20 protein-coding genes, 1 tRNA gene and 7 pseudogenes are annotated in these 24,376 nt (G+C 62.3%); 8 read left to right on the top strand and 20 right to left on the bottom strand.

Translation table 11 applies throughout. From position 1 onward, the window contains the following. Nucleotides 1-81: 81 nt before the first annotated feature. Nucleotides 82-774: a GntR family transcriptional regulator gene (locus AB8998_RS05135; RefSeq protein ID WP_369736921.1), complete on the top strand. Its 693-nt coding sequence runs from the start codon at nucleotides 82-84 to the stop codon at nucleotides 772-774. Nucleotides 775-806: 32 nt separating this feature from the next. On the opposite strand, the gene AB8998_RS05140 is transcribed toward AB8998_RS05135, so the two are convergent. Further along, the gene (locus AB8998_RS05140) at nucleotides 807-1,250 is read right to left on the bottom strand and encodes a hypothetical protein (protein ID WP_369736922.1); all 444 of its coding nucleotides are present in this window, start codon (nucleotides 1,248-1,250) and stop codon (nucleotides 807-809) included. Between the two features lie 197 nt (nucleotides 1,251-1,447). Between AB8998_RS05140 and AB8998_RS05145 the strand changes: the two genes are divergently transcribed. Next, nucleotides 1,448-2,848, top strand: coding sequence for an IS1380 family transposase (locus AB8998_RS05145; RefSeq protein ID WP_369736302.1), 1,401 nt, complete (start codon nucleotides 1,448-1,450; stop codon nucleotides 2,846-2,848). Here the strand turns inward: AB8998_RS05145 and AB8998_RS05150 are convergent. Continuing rightward, nucleotides 2,823-5,048 (bottom strand): DEAD/DEAH box helicase family protein, encoded by a 2,226-nt coding sequence (locus AB8998_RS05150; RefSeq protein ID WP_369736923.1) that lies wholly within the window; start codon nucleotides 5,046-5,048, stop codon nucleotides 2,823-2,825. The genes AB8998_RS05145 and AB8998_RS05150 overlap by 26 nt on opposite strands. Further along, nucleotides 5,041-5,244: a hypothetical protein gene (locus AB8998_RS05155; protein WP_369736924.1), complete on the bottom strand. Its 204-nt coding sequence runs from the start codon at nucleotides 5,242-5,244 to the stop codon at nucleotides 5,041-5,043. Before AB8998_RS05155 ends, AB8998_RS05150 begins: the two co-directional genes overlap by 8 nt. Nucleotides 5,245-5,370: 126 nt before the next feature. On the opposite strand from AB8998_RS05155, the pseudogene AB8998_RS05160 reads away from it, so the two are divergent. After that, nucleotides 5,371-6,702: pseudogene (locus AB8998_RS05160) on the top strand (IS1380 family transposase); the annotation flags it as partial. Here the strand turns inward: AB8998_RS05160 and AB8998_RS05165 are convergent. The 9 genes and pseudogenes from AB8998_RS05165 to AB8998_RS05200 all read right to left on the bottom strand — a co-directional run bounded on the left by AB8998_RS05165 (nucleotide 6,595) and on the right by AB8998_RS05200 (nucleotide 14,703). Then, on the bottom strand, nucleotides 6,595-8,415 hold the full coding sequence (locus AB8998_RS05165) for an Eco57I restriction-modification methylase domain-containing protein (protein WP_369736925.1): 1,821 nt from the start codon (nucleotides 8,413-8,415) through the stop codon (nucleotides 6,595-6,597). The pseudogene AB8998_RS05160 and the gene AB8998_RS05165 overlap by 108 nt on opposite strands. Continuing rightward, nucleotides 8,412-9,029, bottom strand: a complete 618-nt coding sequence (locus tag AB8998_RS05170; RefSeq protein WP_369736926.1) for a DNA methyltransferase — start codon at nucleotides 9,027-9,029, stop codon at nucleotides 8,412-8,414. Before AB8998_RS05170 ends, AB8998_RS05165 begins: the two co-directional genes overlap by 4 nt. A gap of 292 nt (nucleotides 9,030-9,321) precedes the next feature. Then, nucleotides 9,322-10,557: an IS256 family transposase gene (locus AB8998_RS05175; RefSeq protein WP_369741377.1), complete on the bottom strand. Its 1,236-nt coding sequence runs from the start codon at nucleotides 10,555-10,557 to the stop codon at nucleotides 9,322-9,324. A 174-nt stretch (nucleotides 10,558-10,731) separates the two neighbouring features. Next, a pseudogene (locus tag AB8998_RS31540) lies at nucleotides 10,732-10,884 on the bottom strand (DUF7701 domain-containing protein); the annotation flags it as partial. Further along, the gene (locus tag AB8998_RS05180; protein WP_369736927.1) at nucleotides 10,881-11,402 is read right to left on the bottom strand and encodes a RipA family octameric membrane protein; all 522 of its coding nucleotides are present in this window, start codon (nucleotides 11,400-11,402) and stop codon (nucleotides 10,881-10,883) included. The pseudogene AB8998_RS31540 and the gene AB8998_RS05180, both read right to left, overlap by 4 nt. Continuing rightward, entirely contained in the window at nucleotides 11,357-11,737 is a 381-nt protein-coding gene (locus tag AB8998_RS05185; protein WP_369736928.1) for a TIR domain-containing protein, read from the bottom strand. Before AB8998_RS05185 ends, AB8998_RS05180 begins: the two co-directional genes overlap by 46 nt. Nucleotides 11,738-11,957: 220 nt before the next feature. Then, the gene (locus AB8998_RS05190; RefSeq protein ID WP_369741423.1) at nucleotides 11,958-12,557 is read right to left on the bottom strand and encodes a PIN domain-containing protein; all 600 of its coding nucleotides are present in this window, start codon (nucleotides 12,555-12,557) and stop codon (nucleotides 11,958-11,960) included. 31 nt (nucleotides 12,558-12,588) lie between these two features. After that, complete coding sequence (locus AB8998_RS05195; RefSeq protein ID WP_369736929.1) at nucleotides 12,589-13,092, bottom strand: excisionase family DNA-binding protein; 504 nt, start codon at nucleotides 13,090-13,092, stop codon at nucleotides 12,589-12,591. A gap of 84 nt (nucleotides 13,093-13,176) precedes the next feature. Continuing rightward, entirely contained in the window at nucleotides 13,177-14,703 is a 1,527-nt protein-coding gene (locus AB8998_RS05200; RefSeq protein WP_369736930.1) for a rolling circle replication-associated protein, read from the bottom strand. Nucleotides 14,704-14,876: 173 nt separating this feature from the next. Between AB8998_RS05200 and AB8998_RS05205 the strand changes: the two genes are divergently transcribed. Beyond that, nucleotides 14,877-14,944, top strand: a tRNA-Phe gene (locus AB8998_RS05205). 45 nt (nucleotides 14,945-14,989) lie between these two features. On the opposite strand, the pseudogene AB8998_RS05210 reads toward AB8998_RS05205, so the two are convergent. Then, nucleotides 14,990-15,479, bottom strand: a pseudogene (locus AB8998_RS05210) (site-specific integrase); the annotation flags it as partial. Between the two features lie 135 nt (nucleotides 15,480-15,614). Between AB8998_RS05210 and AB8998_RS05215 the strand changes: the two are divergent. Further along, the gene (locus AB8998_RS05215) at nucleotides 15,615-15,833 is read left to right on the top strand and encodes a hypothetical protein (protein ID WP_369736931.1); all 219 of its coding nucleotides are present in this window, start codon (nucleotides 15,615-15,617) and stop codon (nucleotides 15,831-15,833) included. On the opposite strand, the gene AB8998_RS05220 is transcribed toward AB8998_RS05215, so the two are convergent. After that, a complete protein-coding gene (locus AB8998_RS05220; protein ID WP_369736932.1) occupies nucleotides 15,826-16,176 on the bottom strand; it encodes an Rv2640c family ArsR-like transcriptional regulator in 351 nt (116 codons plus the stop codon). The genes AB8998_RS05215 and AB8998_RS05220 overlap by 8 nt on opposite strands. Before the next feature lie 239 nt (nucleotides 16,177-16,415). On the opposite strand from AB8998_RS05220, the pseudogene AB8998_RS05225 reads away from it, so the two are divergent. Next, a pseudogene (locus AB8998_RS05225) lies at nucleotides 16,416-17,048 on the top strand (IS256 family transposase); the annotation flags it as partial. A gap of 55 nt (nucleotides 17,049-17,103) precedes the next feature. Here AB8998_RS05225 and AB8998_RS05230 read toward each other — a convergent pair. Then, nucleotides 17,104-18,339: an IS256 family transposase gene (locus AB8998_RS05230; protein WP_369741377.1), complete on the bottom strand. Its 1,236-nt coding sequence runs from the start codon at nucleotides 18,337-18,339 to the stop codon at nucleotides 17,104-17,106. A 129-nt stretch (nucleotides 18,340-18,468) separates the two neighbouring features. Between AB8998_RS05230 and AB8998_RS05235 the strand changes: the two are divergent. Together AB8998_RS05235 and AB8998_RS05240 are read left to right on the top strand one after the other, a co-directional pair. Continuing rightward, a pseudogene (locus AB8998_RS05235) lies at nucleotides 18,469-19,077 on the top strand (IS256 family transposase); the annotation flags it as partial. 101 nt (nucleotides 19,078-19,178) lie between these two features. Then, nucleotides 19,179-19,593: pseudogene (locus AB8998_RS05240) on the top strand (ArsI/CadI family heavy metal resistance metalloenzyme). A 117-nt stretch (nucleotides 19,594-19,710) separates the two neighbouring features. Here the strand turns inward: AB8998_RS05240 and arsA are convergent. From arsA to AB8998_RS05265, 5 genes and pseudogenes are all read right to left on the bottom strand, one after another. Then, nucleotides 19,711-21,480, bottom strand: a complete 1,770-nt coding sequence (gene arsA, locus AB8998_RS05245) for an arsenical pump-driving ATPase (RefSeq protein ID WP_369736933.1) — start codon at nucleotides 21,478-21,480, stop codon at nucleotides 19,711-19,713. Between the two features lie 18 nt (nucleotides 21,481-21,498). Further along, nucleotides 21,499-21,906 carry an arsenite efflux transporter metallochaperone ArsD gene (gene arsD, locus AB8998_RS05250; protein WP_369736934.1) on the bottom strand — a complete coding sequence of 136 codons (408 nt, stop codon included), beginning with the start codon at nucleotides 21,904-21,906 and terminating at the stop codon, nucleotides 21,499-21,501. Further along, nucleotides 21,903-22,343 carry an arsenate-mycothiol transferase ArsC gene (locus AB8998_RS05255; protein WP_369736935.1) on the bottom strand — a complete coding sequence of 147 codons (441 nt, stop codon included), beginning with the start codon at nucleotides 22,341-22,343 and terminating at the stop codon, nucleotides 21,903-21,905. The genes arsD and AB8998_RS05255 overlap by 4 nt, the downstream gene beginning before the upstream one ends. Further along, a pseudogene (gene arsB, locus AB8998_RS05260) lies at nucleotides 22,340-23,927 on the bottom strand (ACR3 family arsenite efflux transporter). The gene AB8998_RS05255 and the pseudogene arsB overlap by 4 nt, the downstream one beginning before the upstream one ends. Next, entirely contained in the window at nucleotides 23,924-24,313 is a 390-nt protein-coding gene (locus tag AB8998_RS05265; RefSeq protein WP_369736936.1) for an ArsR/SmtB family transcription factor, read from the bottom strand. Before AB8998_RS05265 ends, arsB begins: the two are co-directional and overlap by 4 nt. Nucleotides 24,314-24,376: the final 63 nt, after the last annotated feature.

Genomic DNA, 24,376 nt, shown 5'->3' on the forward strand with positions numbered 1-24,376 from the left:
AATGCTGAGATCAGAGCGCCGGTAGTATGTAGCACAGTCTAGCTTTTGACTAGCCCAGTGCTGGTCCGAGGAGGGCATACGGTGCAGTTTGGTCAGATTGACCGCCAGAAGGATGCGGCTCCGTACGAACAGATCGCGCAGATGTTGCGACACGCGATTACGTCGCGCCAACTGGCGCCTGGTGAGCGACTGCCTACGGAGACGAAACTCGCTGAACAGTTTGGCGTCGCGAGGATGACGGTCAGGCGAGCAGTGCAGGAACTCCGCGATGAGGGCCTTCTAGTGCCGGCCTCGGGCCGTGGACTCGCTGTCAGGGCGGTGCCTCCAATCAGAGAACCGTGGCCTCAGGAACCCGGTTACCCAACCGAAGTGACAGTGCCAAATTTCAATCTCTGGGGAGATGTCGCACCGCTGATCGCCCAGGCCGAGAATATCCGTACGCGGATGTATGTCTTGTCCGGCGATCTCCACACCGACGTTGGCTGGCTGGCGGGTGATCCGGTAGTCGCGGCCACGCTCCTCGGAACTCTTGCCGGTGTCGGATTGGCAGAAGCGGACGTACTAGGTGCTCTGGCGTCGCGTCTCCACTTGCATATCCCCGATCTCGATCAGGCTAACGAACTTACCAGCGCAGTAAAGGCTGCGGTGCAAGCATTTACCGAAGCTTGCGGTGCTGCACAATCTGCGGCGGACGCAATACGGCGTTACGAGTTGGCAAACAGAGACTTGCCGACTGTAAATACACCTGAACCGTCGTCGGAGGTCGACGACTAGCCTGACCGATCAGGAGGAGTCTAGGTTCCGGTCTACGACTCGCGTGCAACGACGGTGTCGTACAAGCCGAAGTGACTGAGGCCTTCGTGACTGTCGATGCCGGTGTAGGACAACGACGCATCTTCGTACCGGCGGAACGCGAACACGGCCTGGTTCATGTGCGTGCTGTTGAAGACGTTGAGGGACACCAGCAGGTTGAAGTCAGCAACACTAAGGCCGGTGACGGTCTTGAAAAGTTCGGGTTCCAGCTTCGTGATGACGTCTTTGAGACTGTTCTCCCGGAAGTCCGTGAGGTACATGAACGCCGGGATGCGGGTCGCAAACTTGACCAGCTTCTCCTGAATCTGCTTGCGCTTGGACTTGTACTCCTTCTCCTCCGCGGTCAGCTCCTTCTTCTCGGTGTCGCTGATGTCATCACCCTTGGTTTTTTTGGTTTCCTTGACCTTCTCGCTCTTGTTGATCACGGTCTCGAACACATCGCTTCCGAGCGCCCTGAAGCCCTCTATTCGCATGACCGCTTCGAAGGCTGTGGGATTGTCCAGAATCTTGCGTAAGCCTGGATTTTTCATCGAATGTGGAGCTCAGGGGTGTCGTTAACGTGAAAGGTGCACTGCCGCAAGGATAATCGGAGTATTCGAGGCTCGGTTATCCAGGATGGGAGTGCACCTGTCAGATGCAGGCTACTACGGATTGGTCGAAGAATGTCCGAGTTGAGGTCCGTGGCGACGACGTGGTCGGGCACGCCGGTAACGTGATACCCCGGTTGCTGGCCGACAATCTGGGTTTGACCAGCGGTTTGTCGTCGGTGCTGTCGCGCCCAGAAGTCACCCACGACCGAGGCGCGGTGTTGCGCGATGTGGCGGTATCGATCGCCGGCGGCGCGCAGAACCTGGCCGGCACCGCGGTGCTGCGCGATCAGCACCGGTTGTTTCAGGCGGTGGCGTCGGTTCCGACGATGTGGCGGTCCCTGGGCGAGATCGACGAGCAGAGCATCACCGAGGTCACGGCCGTGCGCAACAAGGTCCGCTCTCGGGTGTGGGAGGCGATCGAGGCCCGCCACGGTGCGATCCCGGCTTCGCAGACCTGCTATGGGGACCTCGGGGACACGATCGTGATCCGCATCGACGCGTCGCTGATTCAGTCGCACAGCGATAAGCAGCACGCCGCAGGCAATTTCAAAGGCGGGTTTGGCTTCCACCCGCTGTTGGCGTGGTGTGACAACACCGGCGAACTGCTGGCGGTGATCGCCCGTGCAGGCAACGCCGGCTCGAACACCGCGGCCGATCATATCGCGATCATCGACGCCGCGATCGCGGCGATCCCGGCCAAGTGGCGCCGCAAGTTGCTGGTCACCATCGACGGCGCGGGTTCAAGCCACGCCGTCGTCGAACACCTGGAGAAACTCAATGCCCGGCCGGGGATGTCAGTGGGCTACTCGGTCGGATTCGACCTCGATGAGCGGGTCCGGGTCGCGATCGGCCAGATGCCCGATGCGGGATGGCAAGCCGCACTGGATGCCACCGGAGCGGCCCGTGACGACGCCCAGGTCGCCGAGTTGACCGGGCTGCTGCGCCACAGCACCGGAGGGGATCGGCTGGTCGGCTGGCCGGCCGGCATGCGCATCCTGGTGCGGCGCGAAGAAATCGAACACGGCACCCAGTTGTCATTGTTCGAGCAGCTGGCCGGCTACCGCTACCAGGTCCTCGCCACCTCGACTGCCGGTGGACAACCCCAGCGACTGGAAGCCCGCCACCGCGTCCACGCCCGGGTGGAGGGCTTCATCCGCACCGGCAAAGACACCGGCCTGGCCCGCTGGCCCTCACACTCGTTCGCCATCAACACCGCTTGGGTCACCGCCGTCGCGATCGCCATCGACCTGCTGTGCTGGATGCGACTGCTACTCCTGGACGGCCCACTGGCCAAAGCCGAACCCGCCACCCTGCGCTACCGGCTGCTGCACGCCGCGGCCCGGCTGATCAAACGATCCCGCTACCTGATCCTGCGGATCCCCCAAACCTGGCCCTGGGCACAAGAATTCGCCGACGCCCTCAACAGGGTCCGCGCCATACCCTGACCCACAGGCCCCTATGCCCTCTCGACCCCAAGAAAGGAGTAACCACCCCCGGGATAAAGGACCCGGCGTCACCGCACGACACGCGGCGCCGCCGCCTACCCCCAGCCTCAAAACCTCGACAAAGCTGCCGCCCCGCAGACCGCCACAGCAGAACCCGGGCCACCGTGAAATTCTGAGGTAAGGTCTCGTTGTCGACGTTCACCAGTAGCGCCGACTCCCATTTGCGCGCCAGCAGCGTTGCGGAGGTGCCGGTCATCGCGGTGTCGAGAATCGCGCCAGCATCCACCGCGACCATATAGGAACCGTCATACGCCAGAACCGGCAGAAAGCAAACGAGTTCTTTTACCGCTTCCTCGGGGTTGGCGGCTTCGGGCCGCAGTCCCACGCCGTACTCGGCAATCTGACGGAGAGCCCGTGTAGGAGCGAAATCGAACACGTAGCAGACAGGTTTGAGTGTAAACTCTACGTTGGGGTCGTCGCCGTTCGGGTTCTTGATTGACCAAGGGGATTGCACCCGGAATGCAGCCTGAAAATAGGTTTCTGGCGACTTCAGATTGCGCAGCATCAAGATCGACGACCACTGCGGCACGGTGACTCCGGTGGTGAGTTTGCCGCACGACAGTGTGATGGTCTTCGTGTCGTGCCCATTACCGATGGCGGCGCGCACCGGTGGCAGCGCGGCCAGGCCCACACCGGCGCCTGGTCCGGCCACCGTAAGGACCTTGTAGTCGTGGAAGAAAGTGTTCTGCTTTTCTGCGATCAGATTAGCCATCGCATGGCACGAGGCAACCGACGGTAAAAACCAGAACGAATGATTTAGGTAGGGCAACAGGCGCACGTCCGAGTATGGAAAAGGTGGCTTCTTCGCCCCGAGCTTGAGGTTGTCGACCTGGGTGGCCGAGTACGCGCCACGAATGATGTCGAGCCACTTCTGCACGCTGTCCTTATGCGTGAACTGCGCCGCAGCGCCGACGCTGCTTGCAGCGAAGAACGCATTGAGGTCGAACTCGTCGAACTCGCCCTCGGCGGCGATCGCCAGCAATTCATCGGGCATCCGATAGGTCAGCAGCCGCATTTCTGGCAACGCGCCGTACGGGTTCCACTTCCCCGGATGATTCTGCGCCCATTGCTGTTTGGCGCGCTGCTCGTCCGTGTAGGTCCAATTAAAGATTTGTTCTTCAATAAATTCGCCGGTCGCTAGAGCTCGGAATGGTGTACCGGAAAGATAGAGGTAACCTCTGGTGGTTATCGGTAGGAAATCGGACTCGCTCTCGCCCAACTCATCGAGTTCTTCGTTAAACACATCGAGATCGGAGTTGTACTCAGCTGCCGTCTCTTTCTTGGCCTCGGAGTCATCTTCGCCTTCGAACAGTTCCTGCGCGCTGTCACGCCACGCGCCAAAGTGGTACTCGTCGAAAACAACTAGATCCCAATTGGTCTCGTGTAGCCAGGCGTTCTTCGCCTTGATATTGCCGGCCTTGTCCTTGCCCAGTAGATCCTGAAACGATCCGAAGTAGACGAGCGGGCGCGCCTTATCAGCTGTGGTGGGATCGGTGCCGGTCGCCTTCGATAAGTACTGCCAGCCCTCGAAATCGACATGAGACTCCAAATCGTTCTGCCAGGCGTCCTCAACCGCCGGCTTGAAGGTCACCACCAAGACTTTGCGGGTATCGAGCTTTTTCGCGAGTTGATAAGTTGCGAACGTCTTGCCGAACCGCATTTTGGCGTTCCAGAGGAAGCGGGGGACGGCCTTATCATCCTCAGACCAGATCGACTGAAAGTAGGAGTGTGCCTTATCGACGGCGGCATTCTGTTCGGGCCGCGGCCTAAAGGTCTCGTGGTGGGTTCCCGTATATGCCTTACCGGTTTGCAACTCGGTAATCACTGTCGCGACATCGGCGACCGTGCAAGCGACCCACTCTAACTCTGTATTGATGAAGCCTTTCGCCTTAAGCCGTTCCCGCACACGGTGATCACTGAACGTCGTGCCGTCGCCGCGCTCTGCCGACTCATCGAGACGGATGGTGTAGTTCTTGATCGCAGCAGTTTTCAGCTGCTGCGCGACGCGAGTCTTCACGTCCTGCGTCGTCTGACCGATTTTGAGCAATCCAGCGTGGGCTTCGTCTTCGATTGAGTACGCGTAAATCCGAAGGCGAGCTTCGGGTTTCGGCGGTAGAAGGGATTCGACGGGCCTAGTCATCTGACAGGTCCATCGGTCGGACTACTTTCCCGATAAACGCGATCTCCTCTTCGGTGATGCCGTACTTGGCGTACAACTCCTCGTCGGTCCATGTCTTGGTCCAGTCTTGCGTCGGCACGAATGTGTAGACGTGCCGCGTGGTGTTTTGCGAAGGCTTGTGAAGCAGGATCAGGAAGCGGGTGAAGCGACACGACATGTAGCTAACCTGGATTTTTCATCGAATGTGGAGCTCAGGGGTGTCGTTAACGTGAAAGGTGCACTGCCGCAAGGATAATCGGAGTATTCGAGGCTCGGTTATCCAGGATGGGAGTGCACCTGTCAGATGCAGGCTACTACGGATTGGTCGAAGAATGTCCGAGTTGAGGTCCGTGGCGACGACGTGGTCGGGCACGCCGGTAACGTGATACCCCGGTTGCTGGCCGACAATCTGGGTTTGACCAGCGGTTTGTCGTCGGTGCTGTCGCGCCCAGAAGTCACCCACGACCGAGGCGCGGTGTTGCGCGATGTGGCGGTATCGATCGCCGGCGGCGCGCAGAACCTGGCCGGCACCGCGGTGCTGCGCGATCAGCACCGGTTGTTTCAGGCGGTGGCGTCGGTTCCGACGATGTGGCGGTCCCTGGGCGAGATCGACGAGCAGAGCATCACCGAGGTCACGGCCGTGCGCAACAAGGTCCGCTCTCGGGTGTGGGAGGCGATCGAGGCCCGCCACGGTGCGATCCCGGCTTCGCAGACCTGCTATGGGGACCTCGGGGACACGATCGTGATCCGCATCGACGCGTCGCTGATTCAGTCGCACAGCGATAAGCAGCACGCCGCAGGCAATTTCAAAGGCGGGTTTGGCTTCCACCCGCTGTTGGCGTGGTGTGACAACACCGGCGAACTGCTGGCGGTGATCGCCCGTGCAGGCAACGCCGGCTCGAACACCGCGGCCGATCATATCGCGATCATCGACGCCGCGATCGCGGCGATCCCGGCCAAGTGGCGCCGCAAGTTGCTGGTCACCATCGACGGCGCGGGTTCAAGCCACGCCGTCGTCGAACACCTGGAGAAACTCAATGCCCGGCCGGGGATGTCAGTGGGCTACTCGGTCGGATTCGACCTCGATGAGCGGGTCCGGGTCGCGATCGGCCAGATGCCCGATGCGGGATGGCAAGCCGCACTGGATGCCACCGGAGCGGCCCGTGACGACGCCCAGGTCGCCGAGTTGACCGGGCTGCTGCGCCACAGCACCGGAGGGGATCGGCTGGTCGGCTGGCCGGCCGGCATGCGCATCCTGGTGCGGCGCGAAGAAATCGAACACGGCACCCAGTTGTCATTGTTCGAGCAGCTGGCCGGCTACCGCTACCAGGTCCTCGCCACCTCGACTGCCGGTGGACAACCCCAGCGACTGGAAGCCCGCCACCGCGTCCACGCCCGGGTGGAGGGCTTCATCCGCACCGGCAAAGACACCGGCCTGGCCCGCTGGCCCTCACACTCGTTCGCCATCAACACCGCTTGGGTCACCGCCGTCGCGATCGCCATCGACCTGCTGTGCTGGATGCGACTGCTACTCCTGGACGGCCCACTGGCCAAAGCCGAACCCGCCACCCTGCGCTACCGGCTGCTGCACGCCGCGGCCCGGCTGATCAAACGATCCCGCTACCTGATCCTGCGGATCCCCCAAACCTGGCCCTGGGCACAAGAATTCGCCGACGCCCTCAACAGGGTCCGCGCCATACCCTGACCCACAGGCCCCTATGCCCTCTCGACCCCAAGAAAGGAGTAACCACCCCCGGGATAAAGGACCCGGCGTCACCGCACGACACGCGGCGCCGCCGCCTACCCCCAGCCTCAAAACCTCGACAAAGCTGCCGCCCCGCAGACCGCCACAGCAGAACCCGGGCCACCGTGAAATTCTGAGGCTAAGCGCACTCTCGGCTTCACCTTGTGTCGCGAACGGGCCGATCGCGAGGTAAGTCTCGGTGCACACGGTCCCCGGCTCTCCGAGAAATGGAGTGCTGATTATGCGATGGGGATAAGTGTCCTTGTCGCCGGTGCCGGGGGCCGCGAATCCGACGAAGACCTTCCATGCATCGATCAGAGGCTTGCCGACTGTGATCTCGCTGCGTGCCACGTAGGCGAGGCCACCTTTCTGGAGCAGACGCACATCCCCCTTCGCTGCATCGCTTCGCCCTCTGAAGGTGGAGGCAAAGCCGAAGGGTCGACGGACACTGACCAGGTCGGCAAATCGGCGGTCGTTCGCAAGGGAAAGGCTCTTCGGTTTCTCTCCTTCAATCGCTGCTACCTTCTGGAGCACCGATACTCCCGTGTGGTAGCGGATGAAAACGTCTGAGCCCGGTTCGGCGAGGGGGCGGATAGATGTGGATGTTTCTCCTTTGAAGTGGGTTTCCACCTCGCAGTCCCCAGGATGGTCGCGATCCCGTAGGAAAACGCACACCCCACCCTTGGGTCCGTTCTTGGGGAACACATCAGCTGAAATCGGGTAATCGTTAATGCGACGAATGTGACCGTCTGCGAGCATCGCATCTCGGAACTCGTCGAGTCCCTTTCCGCCGGTAAACCACCGCGAGGGGATGATCATCGTGAGTAACCGCGGCTCCAACTTCTTAGCCTGTTCCACGAATTTCTGATAAATCGGAGAGGCGCTAGAACCGCTACCGCCGCCGTCGTTGAGCTGGTACGGGGGGTTGCCAATGATGACGTCGAACTGCATCTCTACTCCGAACAGCTCGGCGATGCGAGCCTTGATATCGTTGGTGTGGATGAAGGCGTAGGCATGGGTTTCCAGACCGGGGCCGCGGTCGAGCGTCGTCTGACTCGCGCCGCAGTAGGAACAACGGCCATTGACACCACGTCTGACGGGTTTGCCGTCCCCGTCGGCGGTCTCGACAACGTCTGTGGTGCCGATCCAGCTGTGTTCCAGAGGTTTGAACCAGATGTTGCCGTCCGGGGCCGTGAACGATCTGGCTACGGAGTGGTCGCCGTTTGCGAACTTCGAGCAGTAGACACTCCGACGCGCCAGCATCGCGGTGAGTTGGGTGATCGCGATGCCGAAGACCTGCTTGGTGAGGATGTGATCGACGCGCTCGTGCAGGTCCGGGATTTCGTCCTTTAAGCCTTCGGTGAGGCGGGCTGTGATCTCGCGCAGAAAAATGCCCGATTTTGTGAACGGATCGAGGAACGTCGCCGTGCTGTCGGCCCAGATGTTCGCCCCATCGTTGGCGCCAGCCCATGCGTCCGCGACGAGATCCAACACCTGGCGTGCCAGCTCTGGCGGTGTGAACACTTCGTCGTTCGACAGATTCGCGATGCAGGTCAACACGTCCGGGTTTCGGTTGCGCAGACTGAACGCAACTTGATCAGTCACTGCCCTGGGTCTCCGCCTGCAATATCGGCGACCGACAGGGTCCCGTAGTCGGTTGTGGGGGTGAAGATTTCGTGCTTGCCCAGATCGGCGAAGAGAGTGTCCTCCTCGTCAAACGACGACATCTTGGTCATCGTGTCAAACCGGAAGTCCCGGCGGTGAAAGCGACCTTTGCCCAGATACGACCACTCGGCGAAGGTGATCGGCGCAGGGCAGCTCGTCCGGGTCGTCATCGTCAGTGCGTCGCCGTGGACGATGTTCGCAGTCAGCACTGCGGCCGCCGCGGTGTGAAAGGGTTCCCCCTCAGCGATACCCAGGTAGTCGGCGAAGATCGCTAGCAGGTTCTCGCGGCATTCAGCCACATTATCGTCGAGCAGCTCGATGCCGTAGATGGACATCAGCGCCAGTAGGGCATGATGACGCCGCTCGAACTCGCTCTGCCCGTATCGGGTGTGGACCGTGGCGAGCTTTCGGATCAGCACCGGCACCAGAAAGTTACCCGAGCCACACGCAGGCTCCAGGAAACGCGAGTCGACGCGCTCTGACTCGCCTTTGACCAGATTCAGCATCGCGTCCACGATCCACAGGGGGGTGAATACTTCACCGTGGTCTGCCACGCGCTCCTTCGACCTCACCAAGTTCACAGCGTGAGCCTAAATGAGTCGAGACACCGGAACGGGTACGCCACGACGAAAGTCGGCGCATGTCAGTGGGGGTGACACCCTCATCTGAGGCAGCTCCGCGAGCTGTCAGATGCGCTCGGCGCGAGCTCTGGCGGCACTGTGTATTGCGGCAAGGAATGGTGCATCTTCTTCTTGCACCGACGGCGCCAGCTGGTCGTAGGGGCGGATCGACGAGCCTGTCACGATTTCTGTGTAAGTCAGAGGTGATTTGACTACGAGTTGTATTCTAGCACAATGGGATTCGCCCAGGGAATAGTCTGGCGAGTGTGTTGAGCGCCACAGTCCAGTTGTGCGTTCCAGTACCCGAATAGCCTCCTCTCTCGCTGGAGATGTTGCGCAGCCCGAGGTACAGCAACTTCATCGCGGCGTCCTTGTCCGTGAAATGACCACGGTTCTTGGTGATCTTGCGCAACTGGAAGTTGATCGACTCGATCGCATTGGTGGTGTAGACGATCTTGCGCAACTCCACCGGATAGTCCAGGAACGGAACGAATTCCCCCCAGGCGTTGTGCCACACGTCAATTGCACCCGGATATTGGGCGCCGAATTGCTGGTCGAACTCCTTGAGTGCGAGTTCGGCTCCATCGACGGTCGGCGCACTGTAGATCGCCCGCATCGCGGTGGCGACCTTCTTGCGGTCCTTATAAGACACGAAGCGCATCGCATTCCTAATGACGTGCACGACGCAGGTCTGCACCACGGTATCGGGATAGATCGAGCGGATCGCATCAGGCAGACCGGTCAGCCCGTCGCAGCAGGCGATGAGGATGTCGCGCACCCCGCGGTTGCGCAGGTCGATGACGACCTTCTGCCAGAACTTCGCCCCCTCGGAGTCCTGGATCCAGCAGCCCAAGGCGTGTTTGCGGCCCTCCAGATCCACGCCAATGGCCAAATAGGCGACCTTGGTGGTGATGACCCCGTTGTCGCCGATCCGCAGCCGCAGCCCATCGATGTAGAGGATCGGGTAGACCTCATCGAGCGGGCGGGCCTGCCAGGCCTTGATCTCATCGACCACCACCTCGGTGATATTGGAGATCAACTCCCGCGACACCGACGCCCCATAGACCTCCTGCAGGTGGGCTTCGATATCGCGGGTGGTCATTCCCCGTGAATACAGCGACAACACCACCGAATTGATGTTGTTGAGCCGGCGGGTCTTCTTCGGCACAATCGCCGGCTCAAACGAGCCGTTGCGATCACGCGGCGCATCGATCTGCACCGGGCCGTTGACGGTGGTCACCGTTTTCGGCGTGGTGCCGTTGCGCGAATTTCCCGATCCGCGTCCGGCCGGATCGCCGGCCTCATAGCCCAGATGGTGGGTTAGCTCCGCATTCAGCGCCCGCTCCAGCACGGCCTTAGTCAGCTGGTTCAGCAAACCGTCCGCGCCGTCGATCGGGGTCCCGGTCTTCACCGCATCCTTAATCAACGAGTCCAGCGTCTCTTCGGTGAACATCTCGGCCAGCCGCCGCGCCGCGGTCGTCTCCTCAGCCGGCATCTGCATGGTCTTGGTCACAAAACACTCCTTCTGTCCGCCCAACGGCGGTCCGATGATGGACCACCCCGGACTTACACAGATGGAATGACACGCCCGGATCGACTCGTGGTCTGGTTCGCTGCGGGACATCCACGCGGACCAGGCGTCGTGCACGTCGGCAGCCTGCGTGCCCTCGCCCTTGGCGCGCATAAGGACGGCGTAAATGACGAACAGGTCGTCAGAGTCCTCGGGTACACCGGCGCACGCGGGTAGGCAGCTCCGGATCAGCTCAGCGTCGGCATCGAGGTAACTCATGTCACCAGTCTGCCAACCAAGAGCGCGATATACAGCAAACCGAAGACGACCGGCACGATGCGCTCGACACCGCCCAGTTCGCGCAAGGCCTTGCCGAGCCGTGCACGGCGGCTGGTTGCGTCATCATCGGGCATCAGCTCCGTCCACTCGTCCGTGTATGGCTTGACGGGAAGGTGCTCGTCCTCGATCTTGTTGATCACCGCGAACTTGGCCGAGTTGAGCCTGCGGTAGACGCGGAGAAGGAGCCACCAACACACGGACACCGCGACACCAGCCACGCACACCGCGATGAACCGCAGGGTGGAATCCGGCTGCGTGGTAGACAACCCGACCACCGCGACCAGGGTGGTGTTCACGGTGAGAAAGAAGGCATTGGCCAACGCCCGTCGGGCCGAGACGCGGTCCGCCATCTCGACGACCAGCTTGTAGATGTCCAGGACCCGCGGGTCGGGCAGTGCTTCAGCTGGTTCACTCATCGCGCGCCGTTCACGAGCTTCTTGAGGTTCTCCCAGGTCCACTTGTACATCTTGTCGGTCGCCTTTGCCGTCGTCGGTCGGGTCGAGCCTTCCTGGTATCCGGCGAGGAGGAAATAGTCCACGTCCTCGGCCTGGGCGATGCCTAGCTCAATGCCGACACCCGTTGCGAGGTGGGTATATTTGCCGCACAAGACGATCACCAACCCGCTCGCACGGATGCGGCGTCGGGCCTCTTCACGCCATGTCGGTGAGGCCGTCTTGATGGACCAGTCGTGTACCTCGAACGGCGAGTCGGGATTCTTCGATTGGCCGATCAGTAGGTCTTTCAACCGTGCGTCGTTGTCGTAGTCGAAGCTGACGAAGGCTCGTTGCACCACGCTGCGCTCCCTTGGGTTGAAAGTCCACCCGGCATCGCGGCCGGCTCACCGCAGACATTGCCAGAGGCCACCGACAAGTTGCGGGCGTGTCGTCGCCATTTTTGTTTCGACGACCCAATAGGTTCCTGGATCGAACTGCAATTTCTGCTCAGCCAGCGTCTTGCGGCTGCCGAGGGGACCACGCAGATCGGCTCGGCGGTCACAGATCAACAAACGGCGTTCAGCCTGGTCGTCGGGCGTCTTCCGCCAGCAGCGGCAACAGGATCTCGGCGACCTCGGTCATGTTGTGCCGTGTCACTAGCAGCTCAAGGATCTGTTCCGGGGTCTGCGGCGGGTTGGTTCGGCGATTCGACATCTCTCGCAATGCACGCACGCCTGCTTGCGGGTGCGCTGACACTGTGTTGGCGGCGAACTGATGTGGGTGCACGGTCTCGATATCGGCTTCCATGAGCACGTCCGCTGTGCCGAACCCGGCCCGACGATCGTCGGTGACGATGGCGTCGGCTTTGCCGATGATCGCGGCGTGGGCGACGTGGCCGTCATCGGGATCATTGAGGCCGTAGTTGTAGTCGCGGTCTTTGGGTGCGTGAACCTCTGAGCCCGGAAACGCCTGCGTCAGCTGGTCGAAAAGGTGCTGTCGGCGAGTGGCGCTGTCGCCGATCCCGCGCTTGTCGTGTAGGCCGGCGAGTACGTAATCCAATTCGAAGAGAATCCCCGACCCCCACACGGGCGCGTACGCCTCCTCGGTGGCCAGCTGCAGCAGGAAGTCACGCTGGAGGCTCGGCACAAGGGCGCACGTGTCGAGGACAGCGCGATACACAGAGGCGAGTCTTTCAGACTCCGCGAACAGGTCAACGCTTGCGTTTCGCCTCCGCGAGCAACTCGGCGACCTCGTCGGCGTCTGCATCCGCGAACTCCGCTGAGCTCTCGGTGATGAACCGGTTGCGCCGGGCGCGAAGCTCCTCGCGGTAGGCAAGCACATCGGCGAGCCGGAGCTTGCGCCGGACCGCGCCGGGCACATGCGCGTGCAACTCGCCGTCCTCGATGAGGCGAACCACCGTGGGCCGGCTCAGGCCGAGGAGGTCGGCCGCCTGCTGGGTGGAGATTTCCTGGTCGCGAGTCAGGATGCTGATCGATTGGCCGTGGCTGAGAGCTTGGACGACACGCTTGAGGATCTCGTGAAGCTGCTCGGTCAGTTCGACACGGTCGTGTTCGCGCGCGCCGGAAAGGAAGAAGGCAGGCTCAGGAGAGGTCCCGTGACGAGCCTCGTGCGCCTCCATGAAGCTGAGGACATCGGCAAGCCCATTGGCATCGGCCGGAACCGGGTTAACAATCTCCGCGGAGGCGCTGCTCATGGGTCTCACTTCCTTTCATCTCACCGCTGGAACTCGACCAACAGTAGCAGAGTTACGAAAATTACGAAAGGATTAGGTGGCGGGCTATGTCCGGTCGGCCTGCAACCCAGCGGCAAGCTGCACGGCAAATTCCGGCCCGTTGTTGACGAGTGCGTACCCGCCGGCCAGCCCACCTTGGTTGCAGAGCGTTCGTCGTCGACGAACACGCCGATGCACGATAGCTCCGGTTTTATAATCGACGCGCGGAACCAGGCGAACCGCCGTGCGCGGCAACACAGCAGTGGGGAAACGGATCGTCGAGTCGCCGTACATCGCCTGGCTGCGTGACCACCGCCGCACGATCCGGCGAGCTGCCAGATACGCATCCTGAGCGACCTCTACCACGGTGATGGCCTTCTTGAGTCCATGCACGCCCCAGAATCGGCCAGGTCCGCGTCCAGGCTGCTGCCACAGCTGGGGCACGATGTGCTGGTACTCCTTGTCGCCGTGCAGATTTGGTGACGAGTGCTTGGTGAAGTAGATGGCCAACCGTTTCGGGTCGCACGCTTTCAGTCCATTGCGCACGTCGATGGCGGTGCCGGCGAGCCGGTGCCGCGCCTTCTGCTCGGCGTCAGGGTGGTCGACAACCTGGGCCCACGTTTCGGACAACCACTGCGCGAAGCCTCGCCCAGAGCGCCCGGGCGAGGTCGGCGGCGTCATCCACAGATGGATGTGCGGTGCCCCACGTCGCTGGAATTCGAGTTTCCAGATATAACGGGCCTGCTCTCCGTATTCGCGTTGAAATCGTTTGCGCCACAACACCATGTGTCGTTTTACACTTGCCCCGTCGGGGGCGACTGCTTGCCATTCCCCGGGATAGGTGAGCGTGACCATGGCTGGAACGCGGCCAGATTCCACCAGTGGGCTGTAGTCGAGTTCGGCGAAGGTGCGACACATCGACGACCGTGATTTCCGGGACCACTCGGTGATGACACCGCCAGTACCAGACTGTTCGCTTCCCGTAGGACTCCGTCGTGTCGAAGACACGACGGCCCGATCACCATGGTCGGCGGAGAGTTGGAGGTCATTTCGGACATGGAACTTCGCGTCGTCAACGTCACGTTGGTGATGACCGACTGCCCGTTCGGCGGTCTTTTCGGCCCGGACGGGATTGATCCAGCCGAGTCGAACGACACCGGGACCGATGAAAATGCGGAAACGTCCGGATTCAGGTTCGACACCGCGACGCCCAGGACCACAGGCCCACGGCGGTGCCGCTTCGAACAGCGCCGCAGCCGCGGTGACCATCTCGGGACTCGGGAACCGTAGCCCCAATGCGTCGATCGCCCGCAGCTCACCAGCTGCGGTCCCTTCGCCAACCGACTCGCGGACATTTTCGGCACATATAACAAGCCCGCCGGCCGCGGCCGGGTTGAGGCTGGGTGCCTCGGTCGATGTCCGGCCGACCGCTGTCGCTCTCGCGCCCTGCGGCCTGGCGGCCTCGGGCGCTCGCGACCTCCCGTCCACCGAGGCACCCGGAGAACCAGGCCCTATTGGCGGCCCATCGGGTGCCGATGTCGAGGCGCCCGCCGATAGTGTCGAGTCGGTGGCTGATGATGCGATGCTGGGCATCGGGGTACCTGCTCCCCGGAGCCGCGAGTCCGCCCATTACCCAAGCGGCGGCGACGAAGCTCCTGGTCGGGAGTCCAAGCACCGTGTCCGGTTTATGTCCGTTCGCCGGACAGACTGAATGCGTCAGCGCAGTTCAATGCGGCACATACGACGCATAGATTCAGATAAACCGCAGGTCAGTGGCTATCTCGTCCGCCTGAAAAGCGGAAGGTCGACGGTTCGATCCCGTCCCTGGCCACCATCTTTGACCTGCATAGACACGGGTTATGCACTCGGTTGTTGATTGGTCTTGTCCGGTCGCGGACGCTTGAATCTCGGTTGCGTGCAGCCGGTCGAGGTTGGTCGCGACCTGGTCTAGTTCGTCGCGTAGAGGTCGCTGTAAATGTTGGCGGTGACGGTGGGCGTGGAATGCCCCATGGTTTTCTGGACGTAGCGCAGGTCTGCGCCGGATTTACGGGCCAGGCTGGCGTAGGTGTGGCGTAGGTCGTGAATCGTCGAGGGCGCCAGCCGCGTTATCTGCAGAGCACGGGACCAGTGGACGTGGCGGCGCCAGTTTGTTCGATCTGAGGAAGCCCCCGTTTGGTGGGGTGATCGCTTGTTCGCCTGGTGGACGCCCCGCGACCCGTGGCCTGAGTGCGTCGATGACGATTTGGGGGAGCGGAACGGTACGAACGGCGGAGCGGGTTTTTGCACGGTCCGACGATGATCCGCCCTTCCACTTCCGGCGCCGCCTGGCGTACGTAGAGGCGGCGCGCGGTGAGGTCGACGTCGTTGATGAACCGTGTCATCGCATTGGCCTGCGCGGTCGAGCCGCTGGCCTTCAACGCTTGTTTGCCGCCGGACTGCGCTTTCGCCGCAGTGGCATATGAGGGGAGGTAATTTTCTTTGGCGCATGCGGCGAAACCAGTCCGGTGGCTGCGAGCAAGACCACCGCGGCCGCAGACAACTTCGACGAACTGCGCATGGTTGTGGGAGGTCAAGACCTTAGCCCGGATTCGTGGATCCCGTCATCTGTCGTCACCGGCATCACGGTGGACGTCAACGAGATGCCGGGTGCTGCCACGCAGCCCTCGGGCGTTCTTGATCGACTCGCTAAAAGCGGCGCGAAATCAGCTGCAGCAGTTAGTTAGGGTCGAGGACCACGCATAGGGCGGCCATGGCGTCTCGGTGGGGGCGGTGGTAGACGCTCATACCGCGGCGGTCCGAATCCACCAGCCCCGCCTTGCGAAGCTGGCCAAGGTGGTGGCTGACGGTTGACTCGGAAAGTTTGAGGGCGGAGGCAAGTTCTCCGGTCTTCTGCTCGCCGGCCAGCGAGTTGAGCAGTAATGACATTATCTTTACGCGAGCGGGGTCTGCCAATGCCTTAAGACGTAAGGAGAGTCGGAGGGCGTCGTCATCGTTCATGGGCCCGGCGGCCAGCGGCGCGCAGCACGCCGGCGCGGCGATATCGACTACGGGCAACGCCTTGGGCATGGAGCCATTCTGCCACAGGATTTTGGCATATATCGAAAAGGTGGCTGAGGGTGGCGCACGATTTCGATATATGTCTCACAGGTCTGGAGGTCTGCTCTCATGTCCCGCGTTGGGCGTGTCATTCCATCTGTGTAAGTCCGGGGTGGTCCATCATCGGACCGCCGTTGGGCGGACAGAAGGAGTGTTTTGTGACCAAGACCATGCAGATGCCGGCTGAGGAGACGACCGCGGCGCGGCGGCTGGCCGAGATGTTCACCGAAGAGACGCTGGACTCGTTGATTAAGGATGCGGTGAAGACCGGGACCCCGATCGACGGCGCGGACGGTTTGCTGAACCAGCTGACTAAGGCCGTGCTGGAGCGGGCGCTGAATGCGGAGCTAACCCACCATCTGGGCTATGAGGCCGGCGATCCGGCCGGACGCGGATCGGGAAATTCGCGCAACGGCACCACGCCGAAAACGGTGACCACCGTCAACGGCCCGGTGCAGATCGATGCGCCGCGTGATCGCAACGGCTCGTTTGAGCCGGCGATTGTGCCGAAGAAGACCCGCCGGCTCAACAACATCAATTCGGTGGTGTTGTCGCTGTATTCACGGGGAATGACCACCCGCGATATCGAAGCCCACCTGCAGGAGGTCTATGGGGCGTCGGTGTCGCGGGAGTTGATCTCCAATATCACCGAGGTGGTGGTCGATGAGATCAAGGCCTGGCAGGCCCGCCCGCTCGATGAGGTCTACCCGATCCTCTACATCGATGGGCTGCGGCTGCGGATCGGCGACAACGGGGTCATCACCACCAAGGTCGCCTATTTGGCCATTGGCGTGGATCTGGAGGGCCGCAAACACGCCTTGGGCTGCTGGATCCAGGACTCCGGAGCCTGTCACGATTTCTGTGTAAGTCAGAGGTGATTTGACTACGAGTTGTATTCTAGCACAATGGGATTCGCCCAGGGAATAGTCTGGCGAGTGTGTTGAGCGCCACAGTCCAGTTGTGCGTTCCAGTACCCGAATAGCCTCCTCTCTCGCTGGAGATGTTGCGCAGCCCGAGGTACAGCAACTTCATCGCGGCGTCCTTGTCCGTGAAATGACCACGGTTCTTGGTGATCTTGCGCAACTGGAAGTTGATCGACTCGATCGCATTGGTGGTGTAGACGATCTTGCGCAACTCCACCGGATAGTCCAGGAACGGAACGAATTCCCCCCAGGCGTTGTGCCACACGTCAATTGCACCCGGATATTGGGCGCCGAATTGCTGGTCGAACTCCTTGAGTGCGAGTTCGGCTCCATCGACGGTCGGCGCACTGTAGATCGCCCGCATCGCGGTGGCGACCTTCTTGCGGTCCTTATAAGACACGAAGCGCATCGCATTCCTAATGACGTGCACGACGCAGGTCTGCACCACGGTATCGGGATAGATCGAGCGGATCGCATCAGGCAGACCGGTCAGCCCGTCGCAGCAGGCGATGAGGATGTCGCGCACCCCGCGGTTGCGCAGGTCGATGACGACCTTCTGCCAGAACTTCGCCCCCTCGGAGTCCTGGATCCAGCAGCCCAAGGCGTGTTTGCGGCCCTCCAGATCCACGCCAATGGCCAAATAGGCGACCTTGGTGGTGATGACCCCGTTGTCGCCGATCCGCAGCCGCAGCCCATCGATGTAGAGGATCGGGTAGACCTCATCGAGCGGGCGGGCCTGCCAGGCCTTGATCTCATCGACCACCACCTCGGTGATATTGGAGATCAACTCCCGCGACACCGACGCCCCATAGACCTCCTGCAGGTGGGCTTCGATATCGCGGGTGGTCATTCCCCGTGAATACAGCGACAACACCACCGAATTGATGTTGTTGAGCCGGCGGGTCTTCTTCGGCACAATCGCCGGCTCAAACGAGCCGTTGCGATCACGCGGCGCATCGATCTGCACCGGGCCGTTGACGGTGGTCACCGTTTTCGGCGTGGTGCCGTTGCGCGAATTTCCCGATCCGCGTCCGGCCGGATCGCCGGCCTCATAGCCCAGATGGTGGGTTAGCTCCGCATTCAGCGCCCGCTCCAGCACGGCCTTAGTCAGCTGGTTCAGCAAACCGTCCGCGCCGTCGATCGGGGTCCCGGTCTTCACCGCATCCTTAATCAACGAGTCCAGCGTCTCTTCGGTGAACATCTCGGCCAGCCGCCGCGCCGCGGTCGTCTCCTCAGCCGGCATCTGCATGGTCTTGGTCACAAAACACTCCTTCTGTCCGCCCAACGGCGGTCCGATGATGGACCACCCCGGACTTACACAGATGGAATGACACGCCCGGACTCCGAGGGGGCGAAGTTCTGGCAGAAGGTCGTCATCGACCTGCGCAACCGCGGGGTGCGCGACATCCTCATCGCCTGCTGCGACGGGCTGACCGGTCTGCCTGATGCGATCCGCTCGATCTATCCCGATACCGTGGTGCAGACCTGCGTCGTGCACGTCATTAGGAATGCGATGCGCTTCGTGTCTTATAAGGACCGCAAGAAGGTCGCCACCGCGATGCGGGCGATCTACAGTGCGCCGACCGTCGATGGAGCCGAACTCGCACTCAAGGAGTTCGACCAGCAATTCGGCGCCCAATATCCGGGTGCAATTGACGTGTGGCACAACGCCTGGGGGGAATTCGTTCCGTTCCTGGACTATCCGGTGGAGTTGCGCAAGATCGTCTACACCACCAATGCGATCGAGTCGATCAACTTCCAGTTGCGCAAGATCACCAAGAACCGTGGTCATTTCACGGACAAGGACGCCGCGATGAAGTTGCTGTACCTCGGGCTGCGCAACATCTCCAGCGAGAGAGGAGGCTATTCGGGTACTGGAACGCACAACTGGACTGTGGCGCTCAACACACTCGCCAGACTATTCCCTGGGCGAATCCCATTGTGCTAGAATACAACTCGTAGTCAAATCACCTCTGACTTACACAGAAATCGTGACAGGCTCCCCGCGTTCAACTGGCCCTCAACGTCGACAACCTCGACGAGGCAATCATGTTCTACTCCAAGCTGCTCAACACCGGGCCGGTCAAGCGCAAGCCCGGCTACGCCAACTTCGCCGTCGCTCAAGCTGGTGCTCCTGGCGAACCCCGGTCAGGGAGGCACCCTCAACCACCTCGGGGTGGAGGTCCACTCGAGCGACAAGGTGCACGAGGAGATCGCTCGGTTGCAGGACGAGGGCATGTTCACCGATGAGGAGATCGGAACGACCTGTCGCTTCGCCACTCAAGACAAGGTCTGGGTGACCGGACCGGCCGGGGAGAAGTGGGAGGTCTACACGGTGGTAGCCGACTCGGAAACGTTCGGATCAAGCCCCCAGCACGTCGACCCCGGAACCGAAGGCGCTGCGTGCTGTGACCGATCGGCGGCTGACGGCGATAAAGAAGTCACGACCACATCTTGCTGCTGAGGCGAGACAATGAAGCCCGCGGAGTAGGCGCTCATACCACCCACCGATCGCGCGTGTCCGCGCTTTCGTGCACTGTGCGGCTAATTGTCGCTTCGTGACGAACCCTGAAGGTCCTGGCTACGGGGCCATGACGCCGCGGGCCGCCCCGAGCGCTTCCAGCGCGGGGATACCCACTGGTTCGGCCGAAAGCAGCGGCACCACCGCGACCCGATCCGCGTGCCTACCCTTCACCTTGTCGATCTCCGGCAGCTCCGCAATGGCGCGCTGCCGGAGCAGCGGTGCGGTCGGGTTTGCGGCTGCAAGCGAGTTGTTGATCACCCAGGCCCAGGGGCGGATGCCGGCGCGTTCGAGTTCGTCCTGCAATCCGGCGGCCTCGAGGACCGGGGTGGTTTCGGCGAGGGTGACGATGATGACTTTGGTCTGCTCCGGGTTCTGCAAACGCATCAGCGGAGTCGTGAAGTGTCGGTTGCCCAGTTGCCGTGCGACCTCGCGATGGTAGGAGCCGGTGGCATCGAGTAGCAGCAGCGTGTGCCCGGTTGGGGCGGTGTCGACGACGACGAACTTGTGCAGCGATTCACCGATGACGCGCGAGAACGCCTGGAACACAGCGACTTCCTCGGTGCATGGCGAGCGAAGATCCTCCGCGAGGGTCGCCCGGCCGTGCTCATCGAGCGCGGCGCCTTTGGTGGTGAGCACATGTTCGCGGTAGATGCGGGTCGCCTCGACCGGGTCGATGGTCGACACCTGCAGGTTCGGCAGTGTTCCGTGGAGGGTGTCGATGAGGTGCCCGGCGGGGTCGGTCGTAGTCAGGTGCACTTGGTGACCGCCCTCGGCGAGAGCGACAGCGATCGCGGCGGCAATCGTTGTTTTGCCGACTCCGCCCTTACCCATGCACATGATCAATCCGTGGTCCCCGGTGGCGAGTTCATCGATCAGATTCGCCAGCGGGGTGTCAATCACGTCGGGGGACATTTCTTGTTGCTCATCCGGTGCGCCCGCATCCGGGGTGAATAGCGACGCCAGGGCGTTCAGGCCGACGATGTTGCTGGGCTTGAGGTCGACCAGGTCCAGCGGCAGGGTCCGTAGTTCGTCGGGCAGCGACGCGATCGCCTGCTGTTCGCGCTGATAGATCGCAGCAGCGAGCGGGTCGGTGCACCCGGCAGATGCGGGCAGGACACCGTTGATCACGACGTACTGGTGGGTCAAGCCGATCGCAGCGAGTTCACGCTGCGTGCGGGCGATCTCGGCCAGCGTCGACCTCTGGGCGCGGGCCACCAGCACTAAGCGGGTGCGCTGGGGATCGGCCAGCGCGGCGACTGCCCCGGCGTAGACGACGCGTTGTTTTTCCAGACCGGACAGCGGCCCCAGGCAGGACGCATCGCCCTTGCCCTCGTTGAGGAAGTCGGTCCACGAGCCCGGCAATTGCAGCAGGCGGATGGTGTGCCCGGTAGGGGCGGTGTCGAACAGCACATGGTCGAACTGGCCGAGTTCGCCGTCGGAATCGGTTAGCAGTTCGGTGAATTCGTTGAAGGAGGCGATCTCGGTGGTGCACGAGCCGGAGAGTTGTTCGGTGATCGATGCCACCTCCGCGTCCGGCAATAGCCCACGCACCGGGCCGACGATGCGTTCGCGGTAGGCGTCGGCGGCCTGTTCGGGATCGATTTCCAGGGCCGACAGACCCTCGACCGCAGGGATCGCGGTGATGGTGTTGCCGATCGTCAGCCCAAAGACCTGTCCGACGTTGGACGCCGGGTCGGTGCTGACCAGTAGCACCTTCTTGCCCTGGCGGGCCAGCGCGATCGCGGTGGCACACGCGATGGAGGTCTTGCCCACCCCGCCCTTGCCGGTGAAGAACAGAAATCGTGGCGGAGCGTCCAGAAACTTCATGGGGTATAGCCGGTTCTTTCAGCAGCAGTCGGTGGCGCCTGAGCTGTCGCTGCTGCAGCAACCGCCTCCGGCAGTGGTCGCCTCGGTGATATCGAGGCTGATCGGTCCGGCTGGTCCGGGAGCCTCGACGCCGGCCCAGGCGGCGAGCTGGGCGCGGTCGGGGTAGCGTCCGGTCATCGCCGTGACTCCATCCACCAGAACCAGCGGCAGCCCGTCGGATCCGGCAACGTGCAGGAACGCATTCACGGTGTCGGATTCGGCGAACGCGCGCGGTTCGCTTGCCAGGTTGTAACGGGAAACGTCACCGCCGCGGCTGCGGACGTAATCAAGGTCGGCGGAGAACCTGACCAGTTGTTGGTCGACGTCTTCGCCACAGACGCCCGTGGCGCAGCACAATGCGGGCTCGAACACCTGAACCTTGCTCATCGAACGATCTCCTTGGTTTGTGTCGGTGATGTGGTGCGCAGCTGCTCGGCGAGCAGTCGCACCCGAGCCGCTATGTCGTCGCGGATCAGCCGCATGCGGTCGATCCCGTCGATGCCGCGTTCGGACGGCTCGTCGGTGTCCCAGGTCTCGAACCTGGTGCCCTGGACCGGCTCGACGTGGGCCTCGTTTCCCAGCGTGACGACGACGTCGACAGCCTCGACGAGCTGCGGGTCGATCGGCTTCGGGTGCTCGCCGGTGATGTCGACACCAACCTCGAGCAGGCATTCCGCTGACAGGGCGTTGACGCTGGTACCGGGTTTCGTCCCGGCGGAGTACACATCGACGGTGGCGCCGGCAATCTTGCGCATCAAGCCGGCCGCCATCTGCGACTTCCCGGCGTTCTTGACGCACACGAACAGCACCGCGGGTTTCCTCACGGAAGGCTCCCCTGGGGGCGGGTAGCGGGGACGAGTTCACCGATCAGCTGTTCGACCCGGGCCTTGATCTCGTCGCGGATCGGGCGGACCGCCTCGATGCCCTTGCCCGCAGGGTCGGGCAACGCCCAGTCCCGGTAGCTGACACCCGGGAACACCGGGCAGGCATCGCCGCAGCCCATGGTGATGACCACGTCGGATGACTCGACCGCGTCGGCGGTGAGGATCTTGGGGGACTGTTCCGAGATGTCGATGCCGACCTCGGCCATCGCCTCAACGGCAGCCGAATTGATGGTCTCGGCCGGGGCGCTACCGGCCGAGCGGACTTCGATCCTGTCGCCGGCGAGATGGGCCAGGAATCCGGCAGCCATCTGCGAACGGCCGGCATTGTGAACGCAGACGAACAGCACACTGGGGCGAGAAGCCATGGGGTCAACCATTCCGGATTTGAAGCTGATCTGTGAGGACTCAGGATTTGGTGCTCGATGTGGCCGCTTTCGCGGGCGACGAGTCGGGTTGCGCCGGTTGAACGAATCGCTTCCGTAGGGCAAGGGAGACATAGACGAGAGCGACAAGTACGGGCACCTCGATCAGCGGGCCGACCACCCCGGCCAGGGCTTGTCCCGAGGCAGCGCCATAGGTAGCGATCGCGACCGCGATCGCCAGCTCAAAGTTGTTGCCGGCGGCGGTGAATGCCAGCGTGGTGGTGCGTTCATAGCCCAAGCCCAGGACAACGCCGAGGACATAGCCGCCGCCCCACATGATGGCGAAGTACGCAAGCAACGGAAGTGCAATCCGCGCGACATCCAAAGGCCGGGAAATGATCTGATCGCCTTGGAGCGCGAACAGGATCACGATGGTGAACAGCAGACCGTAGAGAGCCCACGGCCCGACCTTGGGCAGGAACCGCGACTCATACCACTGCCGGCCCTTGGCCCTTTCGCCCCAGCGGCGGGTGAGGAAGCCCGCCAGCAGCGGGATACCCAGAAAGATCAGCACCGATTTGGCGATCTGCCACACCGAGGTATTGATGGTGGTCTGCTCCAAGCCCAGCCAACCCGGCAGCACCGAAAGGTAGAACCAGCCCAGCACGGCGAACATCACCACCTGGAACAGTGAGTTCAGTGCCACCAGGACTGCGGCAGCTTCTCGGTCGCCGCAGGCCAAGTCGTTCCAAATGATAACCATCGCGATGCACCGCGCGAGGCCCACAATGATCAGACCGGTGCGGTATGCGGGCAGGTCGGGCAGCAGCAGCCAGGCCAGGGCGAACATCAGTGCCGGCCCGATGACCCAGTTCAAGACCAGCGACGCCGCCATCAGCTTGCGGTCGCCGGTGACGGTGTCGAGGCGGTCGTACCGCACCTTGGCAAGCACCGGGTACATCATCACCAGCAGACCGATGGCGATGGGCAGCGAGATTCCGTCGACCTCGACGGCGCTCAGCGCGTCACCGAGGCCAGGGATCACCCGGCCCAGCAGCAGCCCCGCGACCATGGCGAGGCCGATCCAAAGCGGGAGCATCCGGTCCAGCGCTGAAAGCTTTTTGACCACGGCGGGGTGCTCGGTGTGGGCGGTGGCGCTCATCGGGTGAACTCCTCGGTGCAGGTTTCGGACGGGGTGGCGGGGCCGCCCTCGATCTGCAGGATGGCTGAAAGTTGCTGCAGCGCCGCCGGAATCACCCGGTAGTAGACCCAGGTGCCGCGGCGCTCGCTGCCCAGCAGCCCTGCCGAGCGCAGCACTTTGAGGTGATGGGAGATGGTGGGCTGAGACAGGTCGATGGTCGCGGAGATGTCGCATACGCAGGCTTCCCCGCCCGAATGGCTGGCGATCAGACTCACCAAGCGCAGTCGCACCGGGTCACCCAGTGCCTTGAACATCGGCACCAGCGTCGCGGCCGAATCCTCGCTCAGGGGTGCACGGGCTAAGGGTGAGCACTGCGGGGCACCCAGAACCACCGCTTGATTTGGCATCCCTCTATATTGACAGATGCCGAATCAATTGCCAATCGCTGCGCACGAAGTGTGACGCAAACA

This window comes from Mycobacterium sp. HUMS_12744610 (assembly GCF_041206865.1).
GTDB classification, from domain to species: Bacteria; Actinomycetota; Actinomycetes; order Mycobacteriales; family Mycobacteriaceae; genus Mycobacterium; species Mycobacterium servetii.

Bases quoted from the DNA above. Each gene is read 5' to 3' on its own strand.
- AB8998_RS05145 (WP_369736302.1), top strand. From the start codon at position 1,448: ATGCAGGCTACTACGGATTGGTCGAAGAATGTCCGAGTTGAGGTCCGT.
- AB8998_RS05150 (WP_369736923.1), bottom strand. From the start codon at position 5,048: ATGACTAGGCCCGTCGAATCCCTTCTACCGCCGAAACCCGAAGCTCGC.
- AB8998_RS05155 (WP_369736924.1), bottom strand. From the start codon at position 5,244: ATGTCGTGTCGCTTCACCCGCTTCCTGATCCTGCTTCACAAGCCTTCG.
- AB8998_RS05195 (WP_369736929.1), bottom strand. From the start codon at position 13,092: ATGAGCAGCGCCTCCGCGGAGATTGTTAACCCGGTTCCGGCCGATGCC.
- AB8998_RS05200 (WP_369736930.1), bottom strand. From the start codon at position 14,703: ATGCCCAGCATCGCATCATCAGCCACCGACTCGACACTATCGGCGGGC.
- AB8998_RS05220 (WP_369736932.1), bottom strand. From the start codon at position 16,176: ATGCCCAAGGCGTTGCCCGTAGTCGATATCGCCGCGCCGGCGTGCTGC.
- arsA (WP_369736933.1), bottom strand. From the start codon at position 21,480: ATGAAGTTTCTGGACGCTCCGCCACGATTTCTGTTCTTCACCGGCAAG.
- arsD (WP_369736934.1), bottom strand. From the start codon at position 21,906: ATGAGCAAGGTTCAGGTGTTCGAGCCCGCATTGTGCTGCGCCACGGGC.
- AB8998_RS05265 (WP_369736936.1), bottom strand. From the start codon at position 24,313: ATGCCAAATCAAGCGGTGGTTCTGGGTGCCCCGCAGTGCTCACCCTTA.